Annotated in this window: 20 protein-coding genes and 1 pseudogene; 13 read left to right on the top strand and 8 right to left on the bottom strand. The window is 63.2% G+C overall.

The features are described 5' to 3' along the window. Positions 1-204 precede the first annotated feature (204 nt). Positions 205-837, bottom strand: coding sequence for a ribosome biogenesis GTP-binding protein YihA/YsxC (gene yihA, locus CAF70_RS24685; RefSeq protein WP_015268478.1), 633 nt, complete (start codon positions 835-837; stop codon positions 205-207). Positions 838-1,038: 201 nt separating this feature from the next. On the opposite strand from yihA, the gene CAF70_RS24690 reads away from it, so the two are divergent. From CAF70_RS24690 to CAF70_RS24720, 7 genes and pseudogenes are all read left to right on the top strand, one after another. After that, complete coding sequence (locus CAF70_RS24690) at positions 1,039-1,341, top strand: cytochrome c5 family protein (protein ID WP_046615268.1); 303 nt, start codon at positions 1,039-1,041, stop codon at positions 1,339-1,341. Positions 1,342-1,372: 31 nt separating this feature from the next. Further along, the gene (locus CAF70_RS24695; protein WP_003256951.1) at positions 1,373-1,990 is read left to right on the top strand and encodes a cytochrome c; all 618 of its coding nucleotides are present in this window, start codon (positions 1,373-1,375) and stop codon (positions 1,988-1,990) included. 151 nt (positions 1,991-2,141) lie between these two features. Continuing rightward, complete coding sequence (dsbA, locus tag CAF70_RS24700) at positions 2,142-2,774, top strand: thiol:disulfide interchange protein DsbA (RefSeq protein WP_085627238.1); 633 nt, start codon at positions 2,142-2,144, stop codon at positions 2,772-2,774. Between the two features lie 34 nt (positions 2,775-2,808). After that, positions 2,809-3,641: pseudogene (locus CAF70_RS24705) on the top strand (endonuclease/exonuclease/phosphatase family protein). 27 nt (positions 3,642-3,668) lie between these two features. Beyond that, positions 3,669-5,537 (top strand): GGDEF domain-containing protein, encoded by a 1,869-nt coding sequence (locus CAF70_RS24710; RefSeq protein WP_085627240.1) that lies wholly within the window; start codon positions 3,669-3,671, stop codon positions 5,535-5,537. An 80-nt stretch (positions 5,538-5,617) separates the two neighbouring features. After that, entirely contained in the window at positions 5,618-6,406 is a 789-nt protein-coding gene (locus CAF70_RS24715) for an N-acetylmuramoyl-L-alanine amidase (RefSeq protein WP_085627241.1), read from the top strand. A gap of 260 nt (positions 6,407-6,666) precedes the next feature. Then, entirely contained in the window at positions 6,667-8,271 is a 1,605-nt protein-coding gene (locus CAF70_RS24720) for an EAL domain-containing protein (RefSeq protein WP_085627242.1), read from the top strand. Positions 8,272-8,433: 162 nt separating this feature from the next. Here the strand turns inward: CAF70_RS24720 and CAF70_RS24725 are convergent, their stop codons facing one another. After that, positions 8,434-10,200: a KinB sensor domain-containing domain gene (locus tag CAF70_RS24725; RefSeq protein WP_085627243.1), complete on the bottom strand. Its 1,767-nt coding sequence runs from the start codon at positions 10,198-10,200 to the stop codon at positions 8,434-8,436. 11 nt (positions 10,201-10,211) lie between these two features. Further along, a complete protein-coding gene (gene algB, locus CAF70_RS24730) occupies positions 10,212-11,558 on the bottom strand; it encodes a sigma-54-dependent response regulator transcription factor AlgB (RefSeq protein ID WP_085627244.1) in 1,347 nt (448 codons plus the stop codon). 212 nt (positions 11,559-11,770) lie between these two features. Between algB and CAF70_RS24735 the strand changes: the two genes are divergently transcribed. From CAF70_RS24735 to CAF70_RS24760, 6 genes are all read left to right on the top strand, one after another. After that, a complete protein-coding gene (locus CAF70_RS24735; RefSeq protein WP_085627245.1) occupies positions 11,771-12,592 on the top strand; it encodes a BON domain-containing protein in 822 nt (273 codons plus the stop codon). 174 nt (positions 12,593-12,766) lie between these two features. Continuing rightward, complete coding sequence (locus CAF70_RS24740; protein ID WP_085627246.1) at positions 12,767-13,057, top strand: hypothetical protein; 291 nt, start codon at positions 12,767-12,769, stop codon at positions 13,055-13,057. 41 nt (positions 13,058-13,098) lie between these two features. After that, complete coding sequence (locus tag CAF70_RS24745) at positions 13,099-13,260, top strand: DUF1328 domain-containing protein (protein ID WP_003252966.1); 162 nt, start codon at positions 13,099-13,101, stop codon at positions 13,258-13,260. A gap of 2 nt (positions 13,261-13,262) precedes the next feature. Continuing rightward, positions 13,263-13,733: an inhibitor of vertebrate lysozyme family protein gene (locus tag CAF70_RS24750; RefSeq protein WP_085627247.1), complete on the top strand. Its 471-nt coding sequence runs from the start codon at positions 13,263-13,265 to the stop codon at positions 13,731-13,733. A gap of 746 nt (positions 13,734-14,479) precedes the next feature. Then, positions 14,480-15,808, top strand: a complete 1,329-nt coding sequence (gene gltP, locus CAF70_RS24755; protein ID WP_025337235.1) for a glutamate/aspartate:proton symporter GltP — start codon at positions 14,480-14,482, stop codon at positions 15,806-15,808. A 283-nt stretch (positions 15,809-16,091) separates the two neighbouring features. Next, entirely contained in the window at positions 16,092-17,321 is a 1,230-nt protein-coding gene (locus CAF70_RS24760) for a nucleoside recognition domain-containing protein (RefSeq protein WP_085627248.1), read from the top strand. A 72-nt stretch (positions 17,322-17,393) separates the two neighbouring features. On the opposite strand, the gene CAF70_RS24765 is transcribed toward CAF70_RS24760, so the two are convergent. The 5 genes from CAF70_RS24765 to CAF70_RS24785 all read right to left on the bottom strand — a co-directional run bounded on the left by CAF70_RS24765 (position 17,394) and on the right by CAF70_RS24785 (position 22,018). After that, complete coding sequence (locus CAF70_RS24765) at positions 17,394-18,020, bottom strand: ABC-type transport auxiliary lipoprotein family protein (RefSeq protein ID WP_085627249.1); 627 nt, start codon at positions 18,018-18,020, stop codon at positions 17,394-17,396. Next, positions 18,017-18,955 (bottom strand): MlaD family protein, encoded by a 939-nt coding sequence (locus CAF70_RS24770; protein ID WP_085627250.1) that lies wholly within the window; start codon positions 18,953-18,955, stop codon positions 18,017-18,019. The genes CAF70_RS24765 and CAF70_RS24770 overlap by 4 nt, the downstream gene beginning before the upstream one ends. Before the next feature lie 3 nt (positions 18,956-18,958). Next, positions 18,959-19,750: an ABC transporter ATP-binding protein gene (locus CAF70_RS24775; protein WP_085627251.1), complete on the bottom strand. Its 792-nt coding sequence runs from the start codon at positions 19,748-19,750 to the stop codon at positions 18,959-18,961. Further along, positions 19,747-20,880 (bottom strand): ABC transporter permease, encoded by a 1,134-nt coding sequence (locus CAF70_RS24780; RefSeq protein ID WP_085627252.1) that lies wholly within the window; start codon positions 20,878-20,880, stop codon positions 19,747-19,749. Before CAF70_RS24780 ends, CAF70_RS24775 begins: the two co-directional genes overlap by 4 nt. Positions 20,881-20,995: 115 nt before the next feature. Beyond that, on the bottom strand, positions 20,996-22,018 hold the full coding sequence (locus CAF70_RS24785; RefSeq protein WP_085627253.1) for a DUF5924 family protein: 1,023 nt from the start codon (positions 22,016-22,018) through the stop codon (positions 20,996-20,998). Positions 22,019-22,038 lie beyond the last annotated feature (20 nt).

Genomic DNA, 22,038 nt, shown 5'->3' on the forward strand with positions numbered 1-22,038 from the left:
TCCGGGCTTTGCTTCGCAAAGCCCGGAAACTGGGGTATCAACTGGTGGCTGCCTGAGTGCTTAAAAAACAGTGGGTTGCATTTTGTTTGATGAGAGCGGGCGTGCCCGCGAACCTGGGCGAAGCCCAGGCCATGCTCCGCGCTGGATTCTTCGCGGGCACGCCCGCTCCCACAGTAACGTCCCCCGGAGGGGACGATGCAGGCCTCAGGCTACTGGTTTGTCTTCCAGCTCCATCCAGTCCGCCAGCACTCGGTAGGCCTCCTCCACGCCCAGGCGCTTGGGCGCCGAGAACAGTTGGATGGTCACGCCATCGCCCCAGCCCTTGCGGATTTCCGACTGCACCTTGAGCAGGGTGTTCTTGCCCGCGCCGTGGGTCAGCTTGTCAGCCTTGGTGAGCAGGATGTGCATCGGCATGCTGCTGGCCTTGGCCCAGTCGAGCATCATCTTGTCGAAGTCGGTCATCGGGTGGCGCACGTCCATCATCAGGATCACGCCACGCAGGCACTCCCGGCTGCCCAGGTAGGCTTCCAGGTGTTTCTGCCAGTGCTGCTTGAGCGGAATCGGGACTTTTGCATAACCGTAGCCCGGCAGGTCGACCAAACGCCGTTCATCGTCCAGACTGAAGAAATTCAACAGCTGGGTGCGCCCGGGGGTTTTCGAGGTGCGCGCCAGGCTGGCATGAGTCAGGGTATTGAGGGCGCTGGATTTGCCGGCGTTGGAGCGGCCGGCGAAAGCCACCTCGTAACCCTGGTCGTCCGGGCATTGTTCGACCTTGGCAGCGCTGAGGGCGAATTTGGCTTTCTGGCAGAGGCCGAGGATGGGGTTCTTGACTTGCATGGGATATCCGATGTGGGTGTTGCCTGACTCTTTGGGCCCGAGCCTGGCAAGCGGTGTCGTTTCCGTTTGGATGGCGGAAGTATATAATGCCCCAGTTTTTGTGTGCTCATTCTCCCGGCGAAGGAGAACGGGCATGGGGTGTCGAACAATAGCTCGCGCAACAGAACGCAGCGCGGCCCCCAACCCTGAAGGTCGTTCCGCATGGCGAAATGGCTGCTTGCTGTCGGTATGTTCCTGCCGTTTTACAGCGCACAGGCTACACAGGATCCCGAGGTGTTGTACAACCGCACGTGTGCGGCCTGTCACGCCGGGCAGTTGCCACAGGCACCCAGGCAGGGTGACCGGGCAGCATGGGAGCCAAGGCTGGCGCAAGGCATGGATGTACTGGTGAAGCACGTGACCCAGGGTTTCAAGGCTATGCCGCCGCGTGGATTGTGCATGGACTGCAGTGCCGAGGACTACCGTTTGGTCATCCTTTGGATGAGTGGCAGTCCCGATACATAACATTTCACCCTTAGCCGTGTTGGATTAGCTGATGAACAAACTAGTCGTGAGTCTGCTGTTGACCCTGGGTGTCGCAGGTGCGGCCACTGCTGCGCAACCCGTCAAAGGCGATGCCGCCGCCGGCCAGGCCAAGACTGCCGTCTGTGGCGCCTGCCACAACCCCGACGGCAACAGCCTGGCACCGAACTTCCCGAAACTGGCCGGCCAAGGCCAGCGCTACCTCGAAAAACAACTGCACGATATCAAGTCGGGCAAGCGAACCGTGCTGGAAATGACCGGCATGCTGGCCGCGTTCAGCGACCAGGACCTGGCCGATATCGCCGCCTACTTCTCCAGCCAGAAAGGCAGCGTGGGCGCCGCCGATCCCAAGCTTGTCGAACGCGGCCGGGCGCTGTTCAACGGCGGTGACCTGGAAAAAGGCATGCCTGCCTGCACCGGCTGCCACTCGCCGAACGGCGCGGGTATCGCCCTGGCCGGCTTCCCGCACCTGGGGGGGCAGCACGCGCAGTATGTAACCAAGCAGCTCACCGACTTCCGCGAAGGCAACCGCACCAACGATGGCGATGCCATGACCATGCGCACCATCGCCGGCAAGCTGAGCAACCACGACATCGAGGCGTTGGCCAGCTACATCCAGGGGCTGCATTAACTTTCAGTTAATGTTGCAGGCCAATGATTAAAGGGCGGCCGGACCGCCCTTTTTTCCGTCCGCAGCCGTTACACTACAGAACTCGGCCCCTTCCCGGCCTGTCTCAGTGCAGGTCGCGTCGTGGCGACCAATGACTGCCCAGGAGTAAAGCATGCGTAAACTGATTCTCAGCGCCGCGCTGGTCGCTGCCAGCGTACTCGGTATGACTGCCGTCCAGGCCGCCGAGCCTGTCGCCGGCAAGGAATACCTCGAGCTGAGCAACCCTGTTCCGGTTTCCGTGCCTGGCAAGATCGAAGTGGTCGAGCTGTTCTGGTATGGGTGCCCACACTGCTACCACTTCGAGCCGACCATCAACCCGTGGGTCGAGAAACTGCCCAAGGATGTCAACTTCAAGCGCGTGCCAGCCATGTTCGGTGGCCCATGGGATGCCCACGGCCAGATGTTCCTGACCCTCGAAGCCATGGGCGTCGAGCAGAAGGTGCACGCCGCTGTGTTCGATGCCATCCAGAACCAGCGCAAGCGCCTGACCGACCCGCAGGACATGGCCGACTTCCTCGCCACCCAGGGCGTGGACAAGGACAAGTTCCTCGCCACCTTCAACTCGTTCGCCATCAAAGGCCAGGTCAACCAGGCCAAGGAACTGGCGAAGAAGTACGAGATCACCGGCGTACCGAGCATGGTGGTCAACGGCAAGTACCGCTTCGACCTGGGTACCGCCGGCGGGCCGGAAGGCGTACTGAACGTTGCCGACCAACTGATCGACAAGGAGCGCGCCGCTAAGTAAGCGGCGTTACCCATGCGCCGCTTCAGAACCGCGCGTGGCATTGGCCTGCACCAGCCGCAGGTCAACGAACATCACCTGCAGGCCCCTGGCCTGCCCGAGGATGGTCGCCTGCGGCTGCTCAGCTTCAATATCCAGGTTGGCATCAGCACCGAGCGCTACCGGCATTATCTGACCCGCAGCTGGCAGCACCTGCTGCCGCACAACGGGCGTGCCGGCAACCTGCAGAAGATTGGCCAACTGTTGGGCGACTTCGACCTGGTGGCCTTGCAGGAGGCCGATGGCGGCAGCCTGCGCTCGGGCTACGTCAACCAGGTCGAGCACCTGGCCCATCTTGGCGCTTTCCCCTACTGGTACCAGCAACTCAACCGCAACCTTGGCCGTTTTGCCCAGCACAGCAATGGCGTGCTCAGCCGCCTGAAGCCGCAGTTGCTCGAGGACCACCCGTTGCCTGGCCCGGCTGGGCGTGGCGCGATCCTGGTGCGTTTTGGCGAGGGTGAAGATGCGCTGATCGTGGTGATGATGCACCTGGCCCTCGGCGCCAAGACCCGCGCCCTGCAGCTGGGCTACATCCGCGAGCTGATTGGCGGCTACCGCCACCAGGTGCTGATGGGTGACATGAATACTCATGCTACCGACCTGCTGCAGCACTCACCGTTGCGCGACCTGGGCCTGATTGCTCCGCAAGTCGAGGCCACCTTCCCCAGCTGGCGCCCACAGCGTTGTCTGGACCACATCCTGCTCAGCCCAAGCCTCACGCTGGAGCGTGTCGAGGTGCTGGCGCAGCCGATTTCCGACCACCTTCCCGTTGCTGTCGAGATTCGATTGCCTGATGCATTGACTGTGGATACGCTGCCGGTCCTGAGCTAATTGCCATCACCGTTTGCGGACCCGGGCATGACTGAAGACGCTGAGCGCTGGAAAGAAAAATACCTGAAAAGCATCGAGCAGCAGGAAAAGCTCGAGCGCCGTTGGGACGCCCGTCTCGACCTGCTGCGCCGCGGCCTGGTACGCAGCACCCTGGCTGCCGAAGGCAGCGACAAGGTAGTGGACGAGTGCATGAAGGAAATGCGCGAGGTCATCCGCAGCGACAACATGGATGCCGGCCTTGCCGGGCTCATTCCGCGCCTTGAGAAAGCGGTGCTGGACTCCGAGCACCGCCGGGAAACCCGCATGAATCAGGTCAGCGATGCGCTGGCCGCGCTGGTCGCTCAACTGCAAGGCCTGCCGCTGCCAAACGATGTATCGCGGCCGTTGAAAAAACTGGCGAAGAAGCTCGACGGTGGCGTGGCCCAGTCCCGCGACCTGCCGCCGTTGCTAGGTGAGTTGAGTGGCTTGCAGGGCCGTGCGCTGTCAGCGCTGGGCAAGTCGGAAGAAGACGCCCGGCCCGGGTTCCTGCAGCGTTTGTTCGGTAGCCGCGAGGATGACGCGCAAGGCCAGCCAGCCCTTGTGGCGCTGCCTGTTACCGAGGTGGCGCCGGGCAGGGTCGATGCCGACGACGTGGACGCGCTGCAGCCGCTGCCAGCTGTTGTCGAGGTGCCCGTGGCGCCCACACCCGAGCTGGAGGCTGCTGGCCCGGCGTTGATCGAAACGGCCGAACTGGAGCCAGCCCCGGAAGTTGCCGCCAGCGAGCCGCCGGCTGAAGCAGAACCGGTACAAACCCTCGAGGAGAGCTTCGGCGAAGACGGCCCCTATGCCCTGCCCTACGCGGTAGAGCCGCCTTACAGCCAGGTCGCCGCGCACATCGAGCATACCCTGATCGGTCTGCTCGATGACCTCAGCTTGCCGGAGCGGCACAAGGCCCAGGCACTGAACATGCGCGAGCGGGTGGCCCGCGGCTTGAACTGGTATGAGCTGATCCCCGTGCTGGACGACCTGGCGGTGCTCATGCTGGCGATCACTGACAGCGGCCAGCACGAATTCGAAACCTACCTGCAGCAGCTCAACGAACGGCTGGAAGGTTTCCAGAGCCACCTGCACGAGGCCAGCGCCGGTCATGCCGACAACAGCTCGGCCGCCCGCGAACTGGATACCCAGTTGCGTGAGCACGTCGATGGGCTGCAGAGCAGTGTGCAAGGTGCCGCCGATGTGGACAGCCTCAAGCACATTCTGGAAAACCGCCTGGAAGGCCTGCTGGTGACCATGGACGAGCACAAGCACGAGCGCGATCGCCGCGAGCAGGAGCTGGCGGGGCGCCTGCAAGGGCTGTCGGAACGGGTGGCGAACATGGAGCAGGAGGCGCTCGGCTACCGCGAGCACCTGGAAGAGCAGCGCCAGAAGGCCCTGCTCGATCCCCTTACCGGCCTGCCCAACCGCGCGGCGTGGAGCGAGCGGGTCGAGCGGGAAATACTCGAATGGCAGGCGCACGGCGGTCATCTGGCGATGGCGATCCTCGATCTGGACCATTTCAAGCGTATCAACGACGGCTATGGGCACCTGGCCGGGGACAAGGTACTGAAGATCGTCGCCGACCAGTTGCGCAAGCGCCTGCGCAGCCGTGATTTCATCGCCCGCTTTGGCGGCGAGGAGTTTGTCCTGCTGCTGCCGCAGACCTCGCCGGCCGTAGCCGCCCAGATGGCCGAGGCGCTGCGGGCCGCGGTCGAGGCATGCCCGTTCCACTTCAAGGGCGAAAGGGTGGTGATCACCACATCCATCGGCCTGGGTGCATTCCGTTCTGGCGAGCGCGGTGACCAGGTGCTCAAGCGCGCAGATGCGGCGCTCTACCGGGCCAAGGAGTTGGGGCGCAATCGCGTGGAACAGGCATAGCCGCCAGCCGCAGACTCGCGGCAAGCACGCCCCTTGGCGAGCACGTTATACTGTAGCGCTCATTCGCTGAGGCTATTGACGTGCTTTCCACGCTTAAGAAAACCCTGATTTCCTTCCTGCTGTTGACTGCCGCCGGTTGCTCGACGGGCCTGCGCATCGACCGTAGCCACCCTTCGGCCAATCAGGACAACCGCATCCAGTTCGTTGTCCTGCACTACACCAATGCTTCGCTGGAGCGTTCCCTGGCGTTGCTCACCCATGGCGAAGTAAGCAGCCATTATCTGATCGGTGACGGCCCGGCGACGGTGTACCAGCTGGTGGATGAAAGCCGCCGCGCCTGGCATGCCGGTGATAGCCAGTGGCAGGGGCGAACCTGGTTGAACTCATCCTCCATTGGTATCGAAATCGTCAACCCGGGCTTCACCGACACGCCGAATGGCCGGGTCTGGCACCCTTATAGCGAAGCGCAGGTCCAGTCACTGATCGCGCTGCTCAAGGACATCGTCAAACGTAACAATATCGAGCCACGGCACATCATTGGCCACAGCGATATCGCGCCGCTGCGCAAGCTGGACCCGGGGCCGCTGTTCCCGTGGAAGCGCCTGGCCGACGCCGGGCTGGGTGTCTGGCCGGACGCCAATGCCGTGGCACGGCAGCAGGCCTATTTCAGCGTCAACCCGCCGAGCGTTGGCTGGTACCAGCAGGAGCTGGCGCGGTTTGGCTATGCGCTCGAGCAGACTGGGGTACTGGATGTTGCCACCCGCCATGTAATCGCCGCGTTCCAGATGCGTTTCCGCCCGCAGCGCTTCGATGGCATGCCGGATGCGCAGACGGCGGCGATGCTGCAAGTGCTCAACCGGATGCGTTGAGCCGTCAGCGAGGCTACGCGGACGCTGTGGGAGCGGGCGCGCCCGCGAACACCGGCGTAGCCGGTGCCAGCCACCGCGTTTACTTCTTCGCGGGCACGCCCGCTCCCACAGGGTCCGTGTCGCGCTTGCATACCGAGTTCTCTGCGCGACAGCGCAGCCTTGGGAGGTGGCCAATATCCCAACAAGGAAACGAAGCGCCCAACGGCGAAGGTGATTCCTGATCCAGTTGCTATACCTTAGTTATCAACCGGATGCCTTCGATGTCAGCCCTCATCGCCTTGCTGCGCCAAATTTTTTACCGTCCCTGGATGCTGGCCACATTGGCAGCACTGGCCAGCGCGGCACTGTTGCTCTCTGCCAGCATCGGCATTGCCTTGCAACAGATGAAGCAAAGCGAGAGTGCACAGATGAATGCCCAGGGCGAACGCTTTCTCGAGCGCCTCGAGCAGGTGTTCGGCCAGTTGCGCGAAGGGGTCGACCTGCTGCAGGCGCAGCCCTTGCGCGGCTGCAGCCCGGCGATGCTGACGGCATTGCAGCAGGTAGGCCTGAGTTCACGCTTCATTTATGAAGCCGCCTACGTGGACGGTGATGTCGTGTGCTCCAACCGCGGTGATGAGCGCGCGTTCGAGCCGTTGCGCGCCCCCGATATCCAGGGGCCGACCTACAGCTACTGGCTGAACACCACGACCGAACCGAACGAGAACCTGGCCGCGCTGATGCTGGGGCGGGGCAAGTTCGTGGTGTCCACCTCCCGTGGGCACCTGACCGATGTAGTCGACCTGCCACCGGGCGGAAGCCTGGTGGTGGTGCTGGACCACGGCACCCGGGCGATCCCCGTGCTGGGCCCACCGCAGGTATGGCCGCCGCCCTCGGCCTGGTCGACCAGCCACAAGGCGCTGCTCGAACTCAGCGACCGCCTGATCTATCGCATGCCAACCAAGTCGCCGGATTACCAGTTGGTGCTGATCGCCCCACGGGCGAGCCTGCCGTTGAGGATGAACGGCATGCTCTGGCTGCTGTTCCCTGGCAGTGTACTGGCGGCCTGCTGCATCGGTTGGCTGGTGCTGCAACTGATCCTGCAGCGGCGCTCGATGAGCTCGGAGCTGCAAAATGCCTTGCGCCGCGGCGAGCTGCAGGTGCTCTACCAGCCGATCTTCGAGCTCGACAGCCGGCGCTGTGTGGGGGCCGAGGCCCTGGTGCGCTGGCGTCGCCCGGATGGCACCCTGACCAGCCCGGACCTCTTCATTCCGCTGGCGGAGAACACCGGGCAGATTCGGCAGATCACCGACTTTGTCCTGCAGCGTGTGCTGGAGCAACTCGGGCAGTTGCTGCGCTCGCACCCAAACTTGTACATTTCGGTGAACCTGGCGGCCTGCGATGTGATGGTGCCGCGCATTGGCCGGGTGGCGGCGCGCTTGCTGGCGTTGCACCGGGTGGCGGCCAGCCAGATTGCCTTCGAAGTGACTGAGCGCGGGCTGATCGACGTGGTGGTGGCCCGCGACAACCTGCAGGCGCTGCGCGCGGTGGGGCATCAGGTGCTGATCGATGACTTTGGTACGGGCTACTGCAGCCTGGCCTACCTGCAGACCCTGCCAGTGGACTGCCTGAAGATCGACAAGGCCTTTATCGATGCCTTGGGGCACGATGCCGCCAGCAGCGGTGTTGCCCCGCATATCATCCGCATGGCTCATGACCTGCACTTGCGGGTGATTGCCGAAGGCATCGAGTGTGAAGACCAGGCTGTGCTGCTGAACAGCGAAGGGGTCAATTATGGCCAGGGCTGGCTGTTTGCGCGGCCACTCAATGCCCGGCAGTTTGCCGAACTGGTGACCCGCGGACAGCTGCCGCGGCGGGTTGAGCATTGAGCGATTGCTGCTGGCTTGCGAGATCCCTGTAGGAGCGGCCTTGTGTCGCGATGGGCTGCAAAGCAGCCCCAGGATCCAGGCCACAGTGCATAAATCGCAGGGGGCTGCTGCGCAGCCCATCGCGACACAAGGCCGCTCCTACAGGGGGCGTGTCACGAGCCGTCAGACCGGCAGCGCCATGTAGAACTGGGTCCCCTGCCCTGGCCGGGAAAACACGCCCATGCGCCCGCCATGCAGCTGCACGATCTCTTTACACAAGGCCAGCCCCAACCCCGCGCCGCCTTTCTTGCGCCCTACCTGGACAAAGGGTTCGAAGATGCGGCCTTGTTGCCCATAGGCAATGCCCTCGCCGTTATCTTCGACACTGATGATCACCCGTTCCGCATGCCGTCGTGCGTGCAGGCGGATACGCCCGCCGCTGGCGGTATGGCGGATGGCATTGTGCAACAGGTTATCCAGCACCCGGTCCAGCTGGGTGACATCGGCCTGGATACGCGGCAGCGGCGGCTCCAGTTCGGTGATCAACTCGATCTGCTTGTGCGCCGCCGGTTCGGCAAAGCGCTGTTGTGCGCGCTCCAGCAGCTCGTCGATGGCGCACGGGGCCAGGTCGAGCTTCTGCATTCCGCTCTGGTAGCGGCTGAAGTTGAGCAGGTCGTTGATCAACTGGGTCAGGCGCTGCATTTCCTCGCCGATGGTTTCCAGCAGGTCATGCTCGCGCGCTTCGGGGGGGAACCTGAGCCGCTCGCGCAACAGGCCGAAGGCCATGTGCATCCCGGTCACCGGGGTACGCAGCTCGTGGGAAGCGCGCAGCACGAACTCGCTGCGCACGCGTTCGAAGGCTCGCTGCTCGGTGACATCGTGCAGCACCATCACCGCACCAAGGATCGGCCCTTGGGGATGGCTGACCGGGGTAAGGCTGTAGGCGAGCAGGCGCGTTTCTTCATCGACCTCAATGCTCAGGTCGTCCGGCTGGCGGTCCAGATTGCCGCCGCGCAGCACCTGGCGTAGCTGCTGTTCCAGCTCCGGGCGCTGCAGGGCTTCGGCCAGGCTGCTGCCGACACGGCTGTCGGTCCAGCCCAGCTGGCGCTGTGCTACTGGGTTGAGGTGTTCCAGGCGGCCTTGGCGGTTAATGATCAGCAGGCCATCGTCAATGCTGTCCAGTACTGCCTGCAAGCGTTGCTGGCCGGCCAGGAGCTCGTCGACGTTGGTGGCCTGGTGCTTGCGCAAGGCTTCTGCCATCAAGCCGAAGCGGCGGGTCAGCTGGTTCAGTTCGGTGGCCTGGGTGACCGGCAGGGTGACGTCGAAATTGCCCTTGCCAAGTTGATCGGCCGCCTGGGCCAAGGCTTCGATCGGCTGGCCGAAGCGCCGGGCGATGTTGTGCGCAGTAATGAAGCCCAGGACCAGAACCACCAGGCCCATCAGGCCAAGTACGCCGCTGACCAGCAGGGCATGGTCGCGGGTGTGCTCCTCACTGCGGGTGATGTGTTCCAGGGCCTCCTTGTGCGATTCGATCAGGTCGGTGCGCACCTGGTTGAACGCGGCGCCCAGGGGCTGCTCCACGCCCATGCTACGGGCCGGCGCCGGGCTATCGCGGTAGGCCTGGAGGAAGGCCTGGTAATTGCTGCTGGCCTTGCTGAAGCCCGTGCGCTCGCCGCCTTGTTCCAGCCCTTGGTTGAGCAGCATCTGAAAGTTGTCCTGCAGCAGCCGCAGGCTCTCCGGGGCGGTGTCTTCATCAAGGATCAGGGTCAGCTGTTCGCCAAGGTTCTGGCGCAATTTCAGCCCTACCTCCAGGGCGTGGGTGGTATCGCGCACCAGCCGCTGCTGCACCGTAGCCATCTGCAGCACGCTGACCAGGCCCAGCAGCAGCCCGAGCAGGGCCACCGTGACCAGCGCCGAAATGCTGAGAAAAAGCCGCGTGCGCAGCTTCATGGGCGGCCACCTCACAGGTTGTACTGCTTGCGTTTGCGGTACAGGGTGGAGGCATCGATCCCCAGGGTCTTGGCGGCCTGGTCCAAGGTGTCGCTGGCGGCCAGCACCGCACCGATATGGGCGCGTTCCAGTTCATCCAGGCTCAGCGCTGCGCCGACACGCGGGGCGTTGCTGGCCGGCTGCTCGCCCATGCCCAGGTGGCTGATTTCCACACGCTCCTGCGGGCAGATGATGCTGGCCCGCTCCACCACGTTGCGTAATTCTCGAATATTGCCGGGCCAGCGGTAGTTGAGCAGGGCCGTGCGGGCTTCATCACTGAAGCCGCGGGCAGGCCGGGAGTATTCCTTGACGAAGCGGGCGAGAAAGCGGTCGGCCAGGGTCAGGATGTCTTCGCTGCGCTCGCGCAGCGGCGGCAGGTGCAAGGTGATGACGTTCAGGCGATACAGCAGGTCTTCACGGAAGCGGCTTTCGCGCACCATCTCTTCGAGGTTGAGGTTGGTGGCGGCGAGGATACGCACATCGGCGCGGCGAGTGACCGGATCACCGACGCGCTCGTATTCTTTGTCCTGGATGAAACGCAGCAGTTTGGGCTGCAAGGTGAGTGGGAAATCGCCGATTTCGTCGAGGAACAGCGTACCCCCATCAGCCTGGTTGACTCGCCCCAAGGTACTTTCGCTGGCTCCGGTGAAGGCGCCGCGGGTGTGGCCGAACAACTCGCTTTCCATCAGCTCGGCGTTCAGCGATGGGCAGTTGATGGTCACGCAGGCTTTGCGCGCGCGCTTGCTCCAGCCATGGATGGCTCGGGCCAGCTCACCTTTACCGGTGCCCGATTCGCCCAGGATAAGGATGTTGGCATCGGTGGTGGCGACCTGGCGGGCGGTTTCCAGCACCGCCATCATCGCCGGGCTGTGCGAGTCGAGGCCGTCTTTGGGTTTGCGAACCTCACCTTCCAGGGCCTCCAGGCGAGCAGAAAGCTGACGCACTTCCAGCTGCTTGGCGGTAGCCAGGCGCAGCTGGTCGGGGCTGCACGGCTTGACCAGGTAATCGGCGGCACCGGCCTGGATCGCGTCCACCGCCGTGTCGATCGCCGAGTGCGCGGTGACGATCACTACTCGCATCCAGGGCGCCTGAATACGCATCTGCGCCAGCACATCGAGGCCGTTGTCTTCGCCCAGGCGCAGATCAAGGAAGCATAGGTCGAATACCTGTCGCTGCAGCAGGGTTTCGGCTTGGGCGGCGCTGTTGGCCGTGGCCACGCTATAGCCTTCATCCTCCAGGCAGTAGCGGAAGGTGCGCAGGATCGCGGACTCGTCATCCACCAGCAGAATGCGGCCTTGGTTGTCCTGGGCTGATTCCATTTCCTACGCTCCTTTGGGATAGATCTTCATTTAGTGTGGGAAAAATCGGGCAAGTTGCATGGTCCATTGTGAAGGAACCTGTCCTTTGCATGCTAGCCAATGGCCCATCAGCGCCTTTAGGCCGCGATATCCCGATGATTTCCTTAGAGGTCGTCGATGGCACATTGGTTGCGAGGATTTTCAGCTTTTGCTTCACAAAAGGAGGCCCTGCCATGTCCTTGTCTATCCGCGCCGCCGTGCTGACAGCCACCTTGTTGCCGGTGTTCACCCCGGTATTCGCCGACCCGGTGCAGGACGCCCGCCTGGAGGGGGCCCTGCAAACTGCCCTGTCTCTGAACCGCATGCTCGACCCGTTCCGTATCGAGGTCGAGGTGGACGGCAAGCAGGCGCGGCTTTCCGGTGAGGTGGAGAACGACGTCGAGCGCCGGTTGGCCGAGCATGTAGCCCTGGCTACCCGTGGCATCGAACACGTGGACAACCAGCTGCGGGTCAATGCCCGGCTGGTGGAGCGCCCGCTGGAGCTGCGTGCCTACGCTCAGCGCCTGGAGGATGCCACCTTGGCCGCAGTGATCCGTGCGCGGTTGCTTTGGAGTCGCACCACCGAGAAGGCGCCTATAGATGTACAGAGCAGCGAAGGTGTAGTGACCCTGCGCGGCAAGGTGGACAGTGCCGAGGCCAAGGAGCTGGCAGGGGTGGTAGCGCGCACCACCGAGGGCGTGCACCTGGTCAACAACCTGGTCAGCCTCGATACCGCCGCCATGGCCAAGGCCCGGGAAAACCCGGTGGGAGCGCCGACCGGGCCGCAACCGAGCGATAGCTGGATCATCGACAAGATCCAGAACAGCTACCGTTTCAGCCGCAACCTCGATGGCCTGAACCTGAAAGTGGCAAGCGAAGAAGGCCTGGTTCGGCTGTCGGGCGAGGTGGTCAGCAGCGAGCAGAAAACCATTGCGGTGGAGATCGCCCGGCAGATCATTGGCGTGCGCGGGGTGGATGCCGACCTGCTCAAGGTGGCGACCAAGGTCGAGGGCTGATCGTGCAATTCGCACGACGGCCAGTGCGGCATCGTGCAGGATACGTCCTTTCCGATCTTGCGCAATGTTCGCAAAGCTTTGATTTAAAAGGATTTTTATTCCGGAGAAAGACTGGCACGCAGGCTGCAATTACCTGTTCAGGTTTGAACAAGAATTACAGCAGGAGGAGCCGGCATGAACCGCAGATCCGTCAACCGCTCGCAGAACGCCGCACTGCCCCTGCGCCAGATGCTGTCACTCGGCCTGGCGCTGCTGCTGACCTTGGCCGCTGGCCTCTTCTATTACAGCTGGCAGACCGCGCGCCTGGCCGAGCAAGTGGCGGCGCAGACCGCCCTGTTGACGCAGATTCAGGCAACCCGTGCCAACACCCTGATCAAAGCCGCCGACCCGCTGCCAACCGGGCAGGCCACTGGCTCACCGGCCACCCTGAATAATGTCGTACCCCAGGATCGCTGGGTGTTCTGATCGCCGGCCGGACCGATTCCGAAAAAGAAAGGAGAACCACCATGCTGAGTTGGGCTATCACTTTCCTCATCATCGCCATTGTCGCCGCCGTACTGGGCTTCGGTGGTATTGCGGGCGCTGCCACGGGTATCGCGAAGATTCTGTTCATCGTCTTCCTGGTGCTGTTCGTAGCCTCTTTCTTCTTTGGACGTGGACGAGGTTGAAGATGGGCAGCAAGCGTTGGACAGCCTTGGCTGCCGCCCTGTTACTGGGTGGCAGCGCGACGGCAATGGCGGCCAATGACGGCCAGGTCCGGGTCGACCAGCTACTCGGCTCGGACCCGGAGTACCGGGAAACCTGGCAGGACACTATCAAAGGCGAGGAACGCCTGCCCGATTGGGTAGTCAATTTGACCGGCAGTGCCCAGCAGCAGATGTCCGCCGTTACCGAGGATGGCGACAAATACCTGGTCGGCCCGTTGTGCGAAGGCCAGGACAACTGCACTTACAAGCGCCTGATCGTGGCATTCAGCTGGGACAAGGACGATGCCTACGGGATGCTCGTGGAAGTACCCGAAGGTTTGCCGAACGACAAGTCGCCCACTCGCCATGCGCAGTACCGCTGGCTGGGTGAGCCGGATGATGGCATGAAGGCAATGTTGAAGGAGCAGCTGAGGCGTGACCCGAACTGGTACTGAGGGTTTGCACCCGGTACGGATGAAAAGTCATGCACTGTCACATAATAGAAGCTGAACCTTTCTATATTTCAGCCTTCTATGATGCGCCGCCCCGAGGAGGGGCTGCACATGACCAAGGGGCCGGGCTGTTCTGATTGTTGCAGGATCGGAGTGGCCTAGGGGTACAGGGAGTGCCTCCAGCAATGGGCCGGGTCAGGAAAGGCGGAATCGGAAGTTTCAGGTCGGCGGTGTCATTGGGGCACCTGGCCAGACCTGGCTTCCGAGGAGCCATGTAGGACACGTCTCTTTCCCTGCGCGATTTCCTCTCCGAGACACATTTTGTCTCGACCGTACATCAACTTTTTTTCGACCAGTGTGGCGCTTGTTCAAGCGGCATATCAGCCATTCGGTTTGTCGAACAGGTCATCTTCCCTGTGCTTTTCAACCTGCCAGATCTGCCTAAATATGGCGGTTTGGTCTTGTTCGGGAATCCGAACGTTGTAAATCAAGGACTTGCGAACCTCGCGTTTTGGTCAGAAACATTATGCGCTAGCGGCATAGGGTATGCGCTTCCGGCATTAGATTTCCCCCTTGGCCATCGCAATAGTTGCCGCCTTTTTCGCTGGCCCGAGCGCCCTGTCGCTCGCCTGCGGTGTCCTTACATGAAGTCGCCGGACGGAAGCATCTGCTGCCCGTGACCTAGCCAAGGGCTCTGTTACGCGCGTTTCCGTTGGGTGCCCATGACCACTAGAACAAAGGGTAAAGACATGAAGAAGGCAAAACTGAGCCTCGCCTGGCAGATCGTCATCGGTCTGGTCCTGGGTGTTGCAATCGGCGCTCTACTGAATCATTTCAGTGCAGAAAAGGCATGGTGGATCAGCAACGTCCTCCAGCCAGCTGGTGACATCTTCATTCGCCTGATCAAGATGATCGTCGTCCCGATCGTGATTTCGTCGCTGATCGTGGGTATCGCCGGGGTTGGCGATGCGAAGAAACTGGGCAGTATCGGCCTGAAGACCATCATCTACTTCGAAGTGGTGACCACCATCGCCATTGTCGTCGGTCTGGTGTTGGCCAACCTGTTCCACCCGGGCGCCGGCATCGACATGAGCACCCTGGGTACCGTGGATATCTCCAAGTACCAGGCCACAGCGGCTGAAGTGCAGCATGAGCATGCGTTCATCGAAACCCTGCTGAACCTGATCCCGTCGAACATCTTCGCAGCGCTGATGCGTGGCGAAATGCTGCCGATCATCTTCTTCTCGGTAATGTTCGGCCTGGGCCTGTCGAGCCTGCAGGCAGAGCTGCGCGACCCGCTGGTGCGTACCTTCCAGGCAGTTTCCGAGACCATGTTCAAGGTCACCCACATGATCATGAACTACGCCCCGATTGGCGTGTTCGCCCTGATCGCCGTGACCGTCGCCAACTTCGGTTTCAGCTCGCTGCTGCCGCTGGCCAAGCTGGTGCTGCTGGTGTACTTCGCCATCGCCTTCTTCGCCTTCATGGTGCTGGGCCTGGTTGCCCGCCTGTTCGGCTTCTCGGTGATCAAGATCATGCGCATCATGAAAGATGAGCTGATCCTCGCCTACTCCACCTCCAGTTCGGAGACCGTGCTGCCGCGCGTGATCGAGAAGATGGAGAAGTACGGTGCACCGAAGTCGATCTGTTCGTTCGTGGTTCCGACCGGCTACTCGTTCAACCTCGACGGCTCCACCCTGTACCAGAGCATCGCGGCCATCTTCATTGCCCAGCTGTACGGTATCGACCTGTCGTGGAGCCAGCAGTTGCTGCTGGTACTGACCCTGATGGTCACTTCCAAGGGTATCGCTGGCGTACCGGGTGTTTCCTTCGTGGTCCTGCTGGCCACCCTGGGCAGCGTGGGTATTCCGCTGGAAGGCCTGGCGTTCATCGCCGGTGTCGACCGTATCATGGACATGGCCCGTACCGCGCTGAACGTTGTGGGCAACGCTCTGGCAGCCCTGGTCATCGCCCGCTGGGAAGGCATGTACGACGCAGCCAAAGGTGAGAAGTACTACGCCTCGCTGATGGCCGGCAAACAGGAAGCGGCCATGGTTGGCGAAGCTGCCAAGCGCTGAGCCTGATGTGCTGAACAAGAAGCCCCGACCTGTCGGGGCTTTTTGTTGTCTGTGCGAGTCCAGGCCGCTCGCGGCCCCTTTTCTCGATACCCTGCTCCATCCCTGTGGGAGCGGGCTTGTCGAGGCGTCGAACCGCCGCGAACACCGGCGAAGCCGGTGCCATCCACCGCGTTGACTGCTTCGCGGGCACGCCCGCTCCCACAGGGGCCTGTGTGCGGCTGCGGTCTCCAGCCTTACGCCCTGATACGCTATCATTCGGGCATTTTTGAGGGGGAACACTCGGATGCTCAACGGCCTTTGGCTTGGCTTTTTCCTGGTGGCGGCAGTGTCCGCCCTGGCCCAATGGCTGGTAGGCGGCAACGCAGGCATATTCGCGGCGATGGTCGAGAGCATCTTCGCCATGGCCAAGCTGTCGGTCGAGGTGATGGTGCTGCTGTTCGGCACGCTGACCCTGTGGCTGGGCTTTCTCAAGATCGCCGAGAAGGCTGGCATCGTCGAATGGCTGGCCAAGGTGCTGGGCCCGCTGTTCGCCCGCCTGATGCCGGAGGTGCCGCCGGGCCACCCTGCCCTGGGCCTGATCACCATGAACTTCGCCGCCAATGGCCTGGGCCTGGACAACGCCGCTACGCCTATCGGCCTGAAGGCCATGCGCGCGCTGCAGGAACTGAACCCCAGCAGCACCACGGCGAGCAACGCGCAGATCCTGTTCCTAGTGCTCAACGCCTCGTCGCTGACCTTGCTGCCGGTGACCATATTCATGTACCGGGCCCAGCAAGGTGCGGCGGACCCGACCATGGTGTTCCTGCCGATCCTGCTGGCCACCAGCGTCTCGTCCCTGGTCGGCCTGCTGTCGGTGGCGGTGATGCAGCGTCTGCGCCTGTGGGACCCGGTGGTGCTTGCCTATCTGATTCCCGGAGCCTTGCTGCTGGGCGGCTTCATGGCCTTCCTCGGCACCCTGTCGGCGGCTGCGCTGGCCAGCCTGTCGTCGATCCTGGGCAACCTCACGCTGTTTGGCGTGATCATCCTGTTCCTGGTGGTCGGTGCCTTGAAGCGGGTGAAGGTATATGAAGCCTTTGTTGAAGGCGCCAAGGAAGGCTTCGACGTGGCCAAGGGCCTGTTGCCTTACCTGGTGGCGATGCTGGTGGCGGTGGGTGTGCTGCGGGCCTCAGGTGCCCTGGAGCTGGCTCTGGACGGTATCCGTCATGCCGTGACCTGGCTGGGCCTGGATACGCGCTTTGTCGAGGGCCTGCCCACGGCGCTGGTCAAGCCGTTCTCCGGCAGCGCGGCGCGGGCGATGCTGATCGAGACCATGCAGACCCACGGCGTGGACAGCTTCCCGGCGCTGGTGGCAGCGACGATTCAGGGCAGTACCGAAACTACCTTCTACGTGCTGGCGGTGTACTTTGGTGCGGTGGGTATCCAGCGCGTGCGGCATGCCGTCGGTTGCGCGTTGTTGGCGGAGTTGTCCGGCGTGATCGCGGCGATCTTCGTCTGCTACTGGTTCTTCGCCTGATTTTTCTGGGGCCGCCTTGCGGCCCATCGACGCGGTTCGTCGCCACGACAAGCCCGGATAGGAGATGAACGCTCAGCGGACTGATGGTGGTTGTGCGCTACCAGCCTGGGCAATAGTCCAGCCCACCACCTGCCCGGTCAGCTGGTCGCAGGCCTTGCCGAAGCCGGCAACCACCGCTGACACCTGCTTGTCGACCAGCGGCTGACGGATTTCAAAGCGCTTGCTGGCCAAAATGCGCTGGTTACGCCCCTGGACCAGGCGTGCGTCATAGCGGATCACTACCTCCACCGCCCCACCCGCGCGGTATTCAGTCTGGAACGCCTGCAGCTCGCCGGCCAGCTCGTAGTCGGCCTGCAGGTTGCTGTCGTCGGCGCTCAGGCGCTGGACCTGGCCGTCACGCTGGAAACCGTCGAGCAGGCGGTTGCGCAGCAACACCGGCACTGCATCGCTCCAGCGCGCGCCTTTGTAGCTGCTGACCACATCACCCTGGGGAATCACGGCAATCCGGGGCCCGGCCAGCACTTCGCTGGCCAGCGGCTTGTTCAGGCGCAATGACCACTCCAGCGCCGGCGCCGTGCGGCTGGGCTGGTTTACCGGCAGGCGGTACAGGTCGACGGGTTCGCTCTGCGGCAGGATCGAGCAGGCACTGGCCAGGCTCAGCGCAGCCGCCAGGGCTAGCAGGCGCAGCGACGGTTTCATGGCTGGAACTCCTTGTTGTTGTCGCGGCCGAGCAGGTAGCCGCTGGGGTCGGCCTCCAGTTGCCGAGAAATGCCTTTGAGTGCGTTGAGGGTTTCGCGCAGCTCGCGAATCGCCGGGGTCAGCTGGTTCAGGCCTTGGGCACCGTCGCCGATGGCTTCGTGGTTGTCCTGGAGCAGGCGGTTGATGGTGGCGGCGCTCTCGGCCAGCGACTGCATGGCCTGCTCTGCGCTGCCGATTGCCTGTTTGCCTTCGCTGCCCAGCAGGCCGTTGGCGTTGTGCATCAGGGCTTGGGTTTCGGCCAGGGTGGCGCTGGCCTGCTTGCCCACCTGCACCAGTTGCTCGATGGCCTGGGCGATGCTGCCGTGCTGGCCGGCGAAAGCACCGGTGGTCTTGTCGAGGTTGGCCAAGGTGTTGCTGAGGTGGCCGATGTTGTCTTCGGAAAACATCTGGTTGGCGTTGTGCAGCAGCAGGTTGATGTTGGTCACCAGGTCGCTGCTGTCATTGAGCAAGCGCGAAATTGGCGAGGGCGAGGCGATGATCACTGGCAGCTTGCCGTCCTTGCCTTTCAACTCGGGGCTTTGCGGGGTACCGCCGCTGAGCTGGATGAACGAGTTGCCGGTCACGCCGGCCAGGGTCAGCTTGGCCTGCGTGTCTTCCTTCACCGGGGTGTCGGCACTCAGGCGCACCCGTGCCAGGACCCGGCGCGGGTCCTTCGGGTCCAGGCGCAGGGTGGACACGTCGCCCACCTTGATGCCGTTGTACTGCACCGGGCTGCCGCGGGACAGGCCGGAGACGGCCTCGTTGAACACCACTTCGTAATCCTTGAAGGCGTCGTCGACACTGGATTTGGCCAGCCACAGGCCGAACAGCATGGCACCGGCCACCACCAGGACAGTGACCAGGCCGATAAGGACGTGATGGGCTCGGGTTTCCATTGCTCAGCGCTCCTGCCCGGCACGGCTGGCGGCCTGCTCGGCTGCGCGCCCGCGTGGGCCATGAAAGTATTCTTGAATCCAGGCGTCGTCGGTCTGTTCGACTTCGGCCAGCGGGCCGGCCACCAGGACCTTCTTCTGCGACAGCACGGCGATGCGGTCGGTGATGGTGTACAAGGTGTCGAGATCGTGGGTGATGAGGAACACCGACAGGCCCAGGGCGTCACGCAGGGTCAGGATCAGCTGGTCGAAGGCAGCGGCGCCGATCGGGTCCAGCCCAGCGGTGGGTTCATCGAGGAACAGGATGTCAGGGTCCAGTGCCAAGGCACGGGCCAGCGCTGCGCGCTTGATCATGCCTCCGGACAGCGACGCCGGGTATTTGTCGGCGGCCGAGATCGGCAGCCCGGCCAAGGCCAGCTTCACTCCGGCCAGGTGCTCGGCATCGGCGCGGGACAGCCCGGCGTGCTCGATCAGCGGCAATGCCACGTTTTCGGTGACAGTCAGCGACGAGAACAGCGCGCCTTTCTGGAACAGCACGCCGAAGCGCCGCTCGACCAGCGAGCGCTGCTCTTCGCGCAGGCCGGCCAGGTCCTGGCCGAACACCTTGATCTGCCCTTCGTTGGGCCGCCGCAGGCCGATGATACTGCGCAACAGCACCGACTTGCCGCTGCCCGACCCGCCAACCACCGCGAGGATCTCGCCGCGGTACAGGTCAAGGTCGAGGTTTTCGTGCACGCTCTGGCGGCCGAAGCGGTTGCAGATGCCGCGGGCCTCGATCACGCGTTCCTGGCCAGTCACCAGCCCATCTCCATGAAGAACAGGGCGGCCACCGCGTCCAGCACGATGACCACGAATATCGACTGCACCACCGCCGAAGTGGTGTGTGCCCCTACCGATTCGGCGCTGCCGCTGACCTTGAAACCCTCCAGGCAGCCGATGGAAGCGATCAGAAAAGCGAAGAACGGTGCCTTGGCCAGGCCGACCAGGAAATGCTGCACGCCGATGTCGCTTTGCAGCAGCGACAGGAACATGGCTGGCGAGATGTCCAGTGTCAGCGCGCACACTACCGCGCCGCCGACGATACCGCAGATCATCGCGATGAAAGTCAGCAAGGGTAGCGAAATCAACAGCGCCAGTACTCGCGGCACCACCAGCAGTTCCATTGGGTTCAGGCCCAGGGTGCGGATGGCGTCGATTTCCTCGTTGGCCTTCATCGAGCCGATCTGCGCGGTGAATGCGCTGGCGGTGCGGCCGGCCATGAGGATGGCGGTCAGCAGCACGGCGAACTCGCGCAGGAACGAGAACGCCACCAGGTCGACGGTGAAGATGGTCGCGCCAAAATCGGCCAACACCGTGGCGCCGAGGAAGGCCACCACCGCGCCTACCAGGAAGGTCAGCAGCGCGACGATAGGCGCGGCATCCAGGCCGGTCTGTTCGATGTGCGCCACGACCGGGGTGAAGCGCCAGCGATGCGGTTGCAGGGCACGGCGCAGCAGGGTTTCCAGAACCAGGCCAACGAAGCCGAGTACCTGCAGAGTGTCTTGCCACAAGGTGCCGACGGCGCAGCCGATGCGTTCCAGCAGCAACAGCAACACGTTACGCTCGGGTTCCTTGACCGGGATGCAGTAATCCTGCACAGAGCAGTAGACGTTCTTGAGCAGTGCACGGCTGGCTTCTGGCAGGTCGTGGGTACAGCGCGACAGGCGCTCGGAGCCGAGCAGTTCGGCCAGCAGCGAGGCGCCGGCGGTATCCAGGCGGCCCAGTTGGCTGAGGTCGGCGACGGTATCGGCAGCGTATTGCGCGCGCAGGCGCTCGCTCTCCCGCTTGAGGTGGGCGTAATGCGCCAAGGTCCAGTCACCGGTAATGCGCAGGCAGGCCGGTTGGCTACTGGTGTCCAGAGTGGCGTTGGGGGTGGTCGTCTGCTCCATGCTACTGACTCGGCGCTAAGGCTCAGGGGCTGATCATAGCGCAGCGGGCGTGGGCTGTTTGGTGATTATGTGCTGTCTGTTGAGGCCAGAGGGGCTGCGAAGCAGCCCCTTTCAGTCATTGCGCCTGCGCGTCGTCGACCACCTTGAAGCGCAGCACGCCGATGACCTGCCCATCCTCGGTCAGTACCCTCACCTGCCATTTGCCGACCGGGTTTGGCGGGAAGTTCTGCTTGTGGGTCCAGGCCCGATAGCCTTCCTTGCGCCCGCCGTGGATGTCCAGGGCAATGCGGTCGACCTCCTGACCGTCTTTTTGCCACACGTGGTAGATCCGCTCGTTCAGGCCGCGTGGCGCGTTGATCGCGGTGTAGGCGTACAGGCCGCTGCTACGGATGCGGCTGGCGGCGATTTCGTCCAGCGAATCACCCGGCTGACGGTTCAGCACTTCGGTACTTACCGCAACTTCGGTCATCCACAAGGTCGCTGGCGGCACCCAGGAGCGCAGCAGCCAACCCCCGCCACCGACCGACAGGGTGACCACTACCAGGGCCACGGCGCGGCGCCAGTTGTTGATCGGGAAGCTGCTGACAAGGCTGGGGAACGACAGGGCCATGGCCGCGATCAGGGCCAGCTTGAAGCTTTGCGCGGTGGTCAGGTGCAGAATGATCGGCAGCGCAGTCAGCAGGGCGGCGAACAGGGTCAGGGTATGCAGCGCCAGGAACAGCCAGCGCCGCGGTGCCAGCCACTTGTAGTACAGCGGGTCGATGATCGATATCAGCCCGGCGGCACCGAGCAGGCCGGTAAAAACCAGCTGTCCGCTGTTCCAGGTGGTGGTGATGAAGAAGAACGGCAGCACGAAGAACAGCGATTCCTGATGGATCATCTGTGTCGCGTAGCGCAGCAACGGCTGCGGGATTTCGCGGTTGAAGGTGCGTGCGAACAGGCCGGTGAGAGTGTTTTCCAGCATCAGCCAGAGCCAGCTGACCAGCATCAGCACGGCGATCCTGCTGGCCAGGCCAGCCTGGCGGTCGACCAGGATGAAGCTGCCGATGCCGGATAGGAAACCGCCGAGCGCGATGATGCCGGGGTAGCGTTTGAGCAGTTCGATGATGCGCTGGACGATGTGGGGGATTTGGGGCATTGGGTCTACAACAGAAAGGA

Origin of the sequence: Pseudomonas sp. B19(2017) (assembly GCF_002113165.1) — a bacterium.
Taxonomy (GTDB): domain Bacteria; phylum Pseudomonadota; class Gammaproteobacteria; order Pseudomonadales; family Pseudomonadaceae; genus Aquipseudomonas.

What these genes read in the sequence shown, in the direction of transcription:
- CAF70_RS24695 (WP_003256951.1), top strand. Translation starts at nt 1,373, where the DNA reads ATGAACAAACTAGTCGTGAGTCTGCTGTTGACCCTGGGTGTCGCAGGT.
- CAF70_RS24745 (WP_003252966.1), top strand. Translation starts at nt 13,099, where the DNA reads ATGCTGAGTTGGGCTATCACTTTCCTCATCATCGCCATTGTCGCCGCC.
- algB (WP_085627244.1), bottom strand. Translation starts at nt 11,558, where the DNA reads ATGGAATCAGCCCAGGACAACCAAGGCCGCATTCTGCTGGTGGATGAC.
- CAF70_RS24765 (WP_085627249.1), bottom strand. Translation starts at nt 18,020, where the DNA reads ATGAAACCGTCGCTGCGCCTGCTAGCCCTGGCGGCTGCGCTGAGCCTG.
- CAF70_RS24740 (WP_085627246.1), top strand. Translation starts at nt 12,767, where the DNA reads ATGAACCGCAGATCCGTCAACCGCTCGCAGAACGCCGCACTGCCCCTG.
- CAF70_RS24780 (WP_085627252.1), bottom strand. Translation starts at nt 20,880, where the DNA reads ATGGAGCAGACGACCACCCCCAACGCCACTCTGGACACCAGTAGCCAA.
- CAF70_RS24785 (WP_085627253.1), bottom strand. Translation starts at nt 22,018, where the DNA reads ATGCCCCAAATCCCCCACATCGTCCAGCGCATCATCGAACTGCTCAAA.
- CAF70_RS24710 (WP_085627240.1), top strand. Translation starts at nt 3,669, where the DNA reads ATGACTGAAGACGCTGAGCGCTGGAAAGAAAAATACCTGAAAAGCATC.
- CAF70_RS24770 (WP_085627250.1), bottom strand. Translation starts at nt 18,955, where the DNA reads ATGGAAACCCGAGCCCATCACGTCCTTATCGGCCTGGTCACTGTCCTG.
- gltP (WP_025337235.1), top strand. Translation starts at nt 14,480, where the DNA reads ATGAAGAAGGCAAAACTGAGCCTCGCCTGGCAGATCGTCATCGGTCTG.
- CAF70_RS24735 (WP_085627245.1), top strand. Translation starts at nt 11,771, where the DNA reads ATGTCCTTGTCTATCCGCGCCGCCGTGCTGACAGCCACCTTGTTGCCG.
- dsbA (WP_085627238.1), top strand. Translation starts at nt 2,142, where the DNA reads ATGCGTAAACTGATTCTCAGCGCCGCGCTGGTCGCTGCCAGCGTACTC.
- CAF70_RS24690 (WP_046615268.1), top strand. Translation starts at nt 1,039, where the DNA reads ATGGCGAAATGGCTGCTTGCTGTCGGTATGTTCCTGCCGTTTTACAGC.
- CAF70_RS24750 (WP_085627247.1), top strand. Translation starts at nt 13,263, where the DNA reads ATGGGCAGCAAGCGTTGGACAGCCTTGGCTGCCGCCCTGTTACTGGGT.
- CAF70_RS24725 (WP_085627243.1), bottom strand. Translation starts at nt 10,200, where the DNA reads ATGAAGCTGCGCACGCGGCTTTTTCTCAGCATTTCGGCGCTGGTCACG.
- CAF70_RS24760 (WP_085627248.1), top strand. Translation starts at nt 16,092, where the DNA reads ATGCTCAACGGCCTTTGGCTTGGCTTTTTCCTGGTGGCGGCAGTGTCC.
- CAF70_RS24720 (WP_085627242.1), top strand. Translation starts at nt 6,667, where the DNA reads ATGTCAGCCCTCATCGCCTTGCTGCGCCAAATTTTTTACCGTCCCTGG.
- yihA (WP_015268478.1), bottom strand. Translation starts at nt 837, where the DNA reads ATGCAAGTCAAGAACCCCATCCTCGGCCTCTGCCAGAAAGCCAAATTC.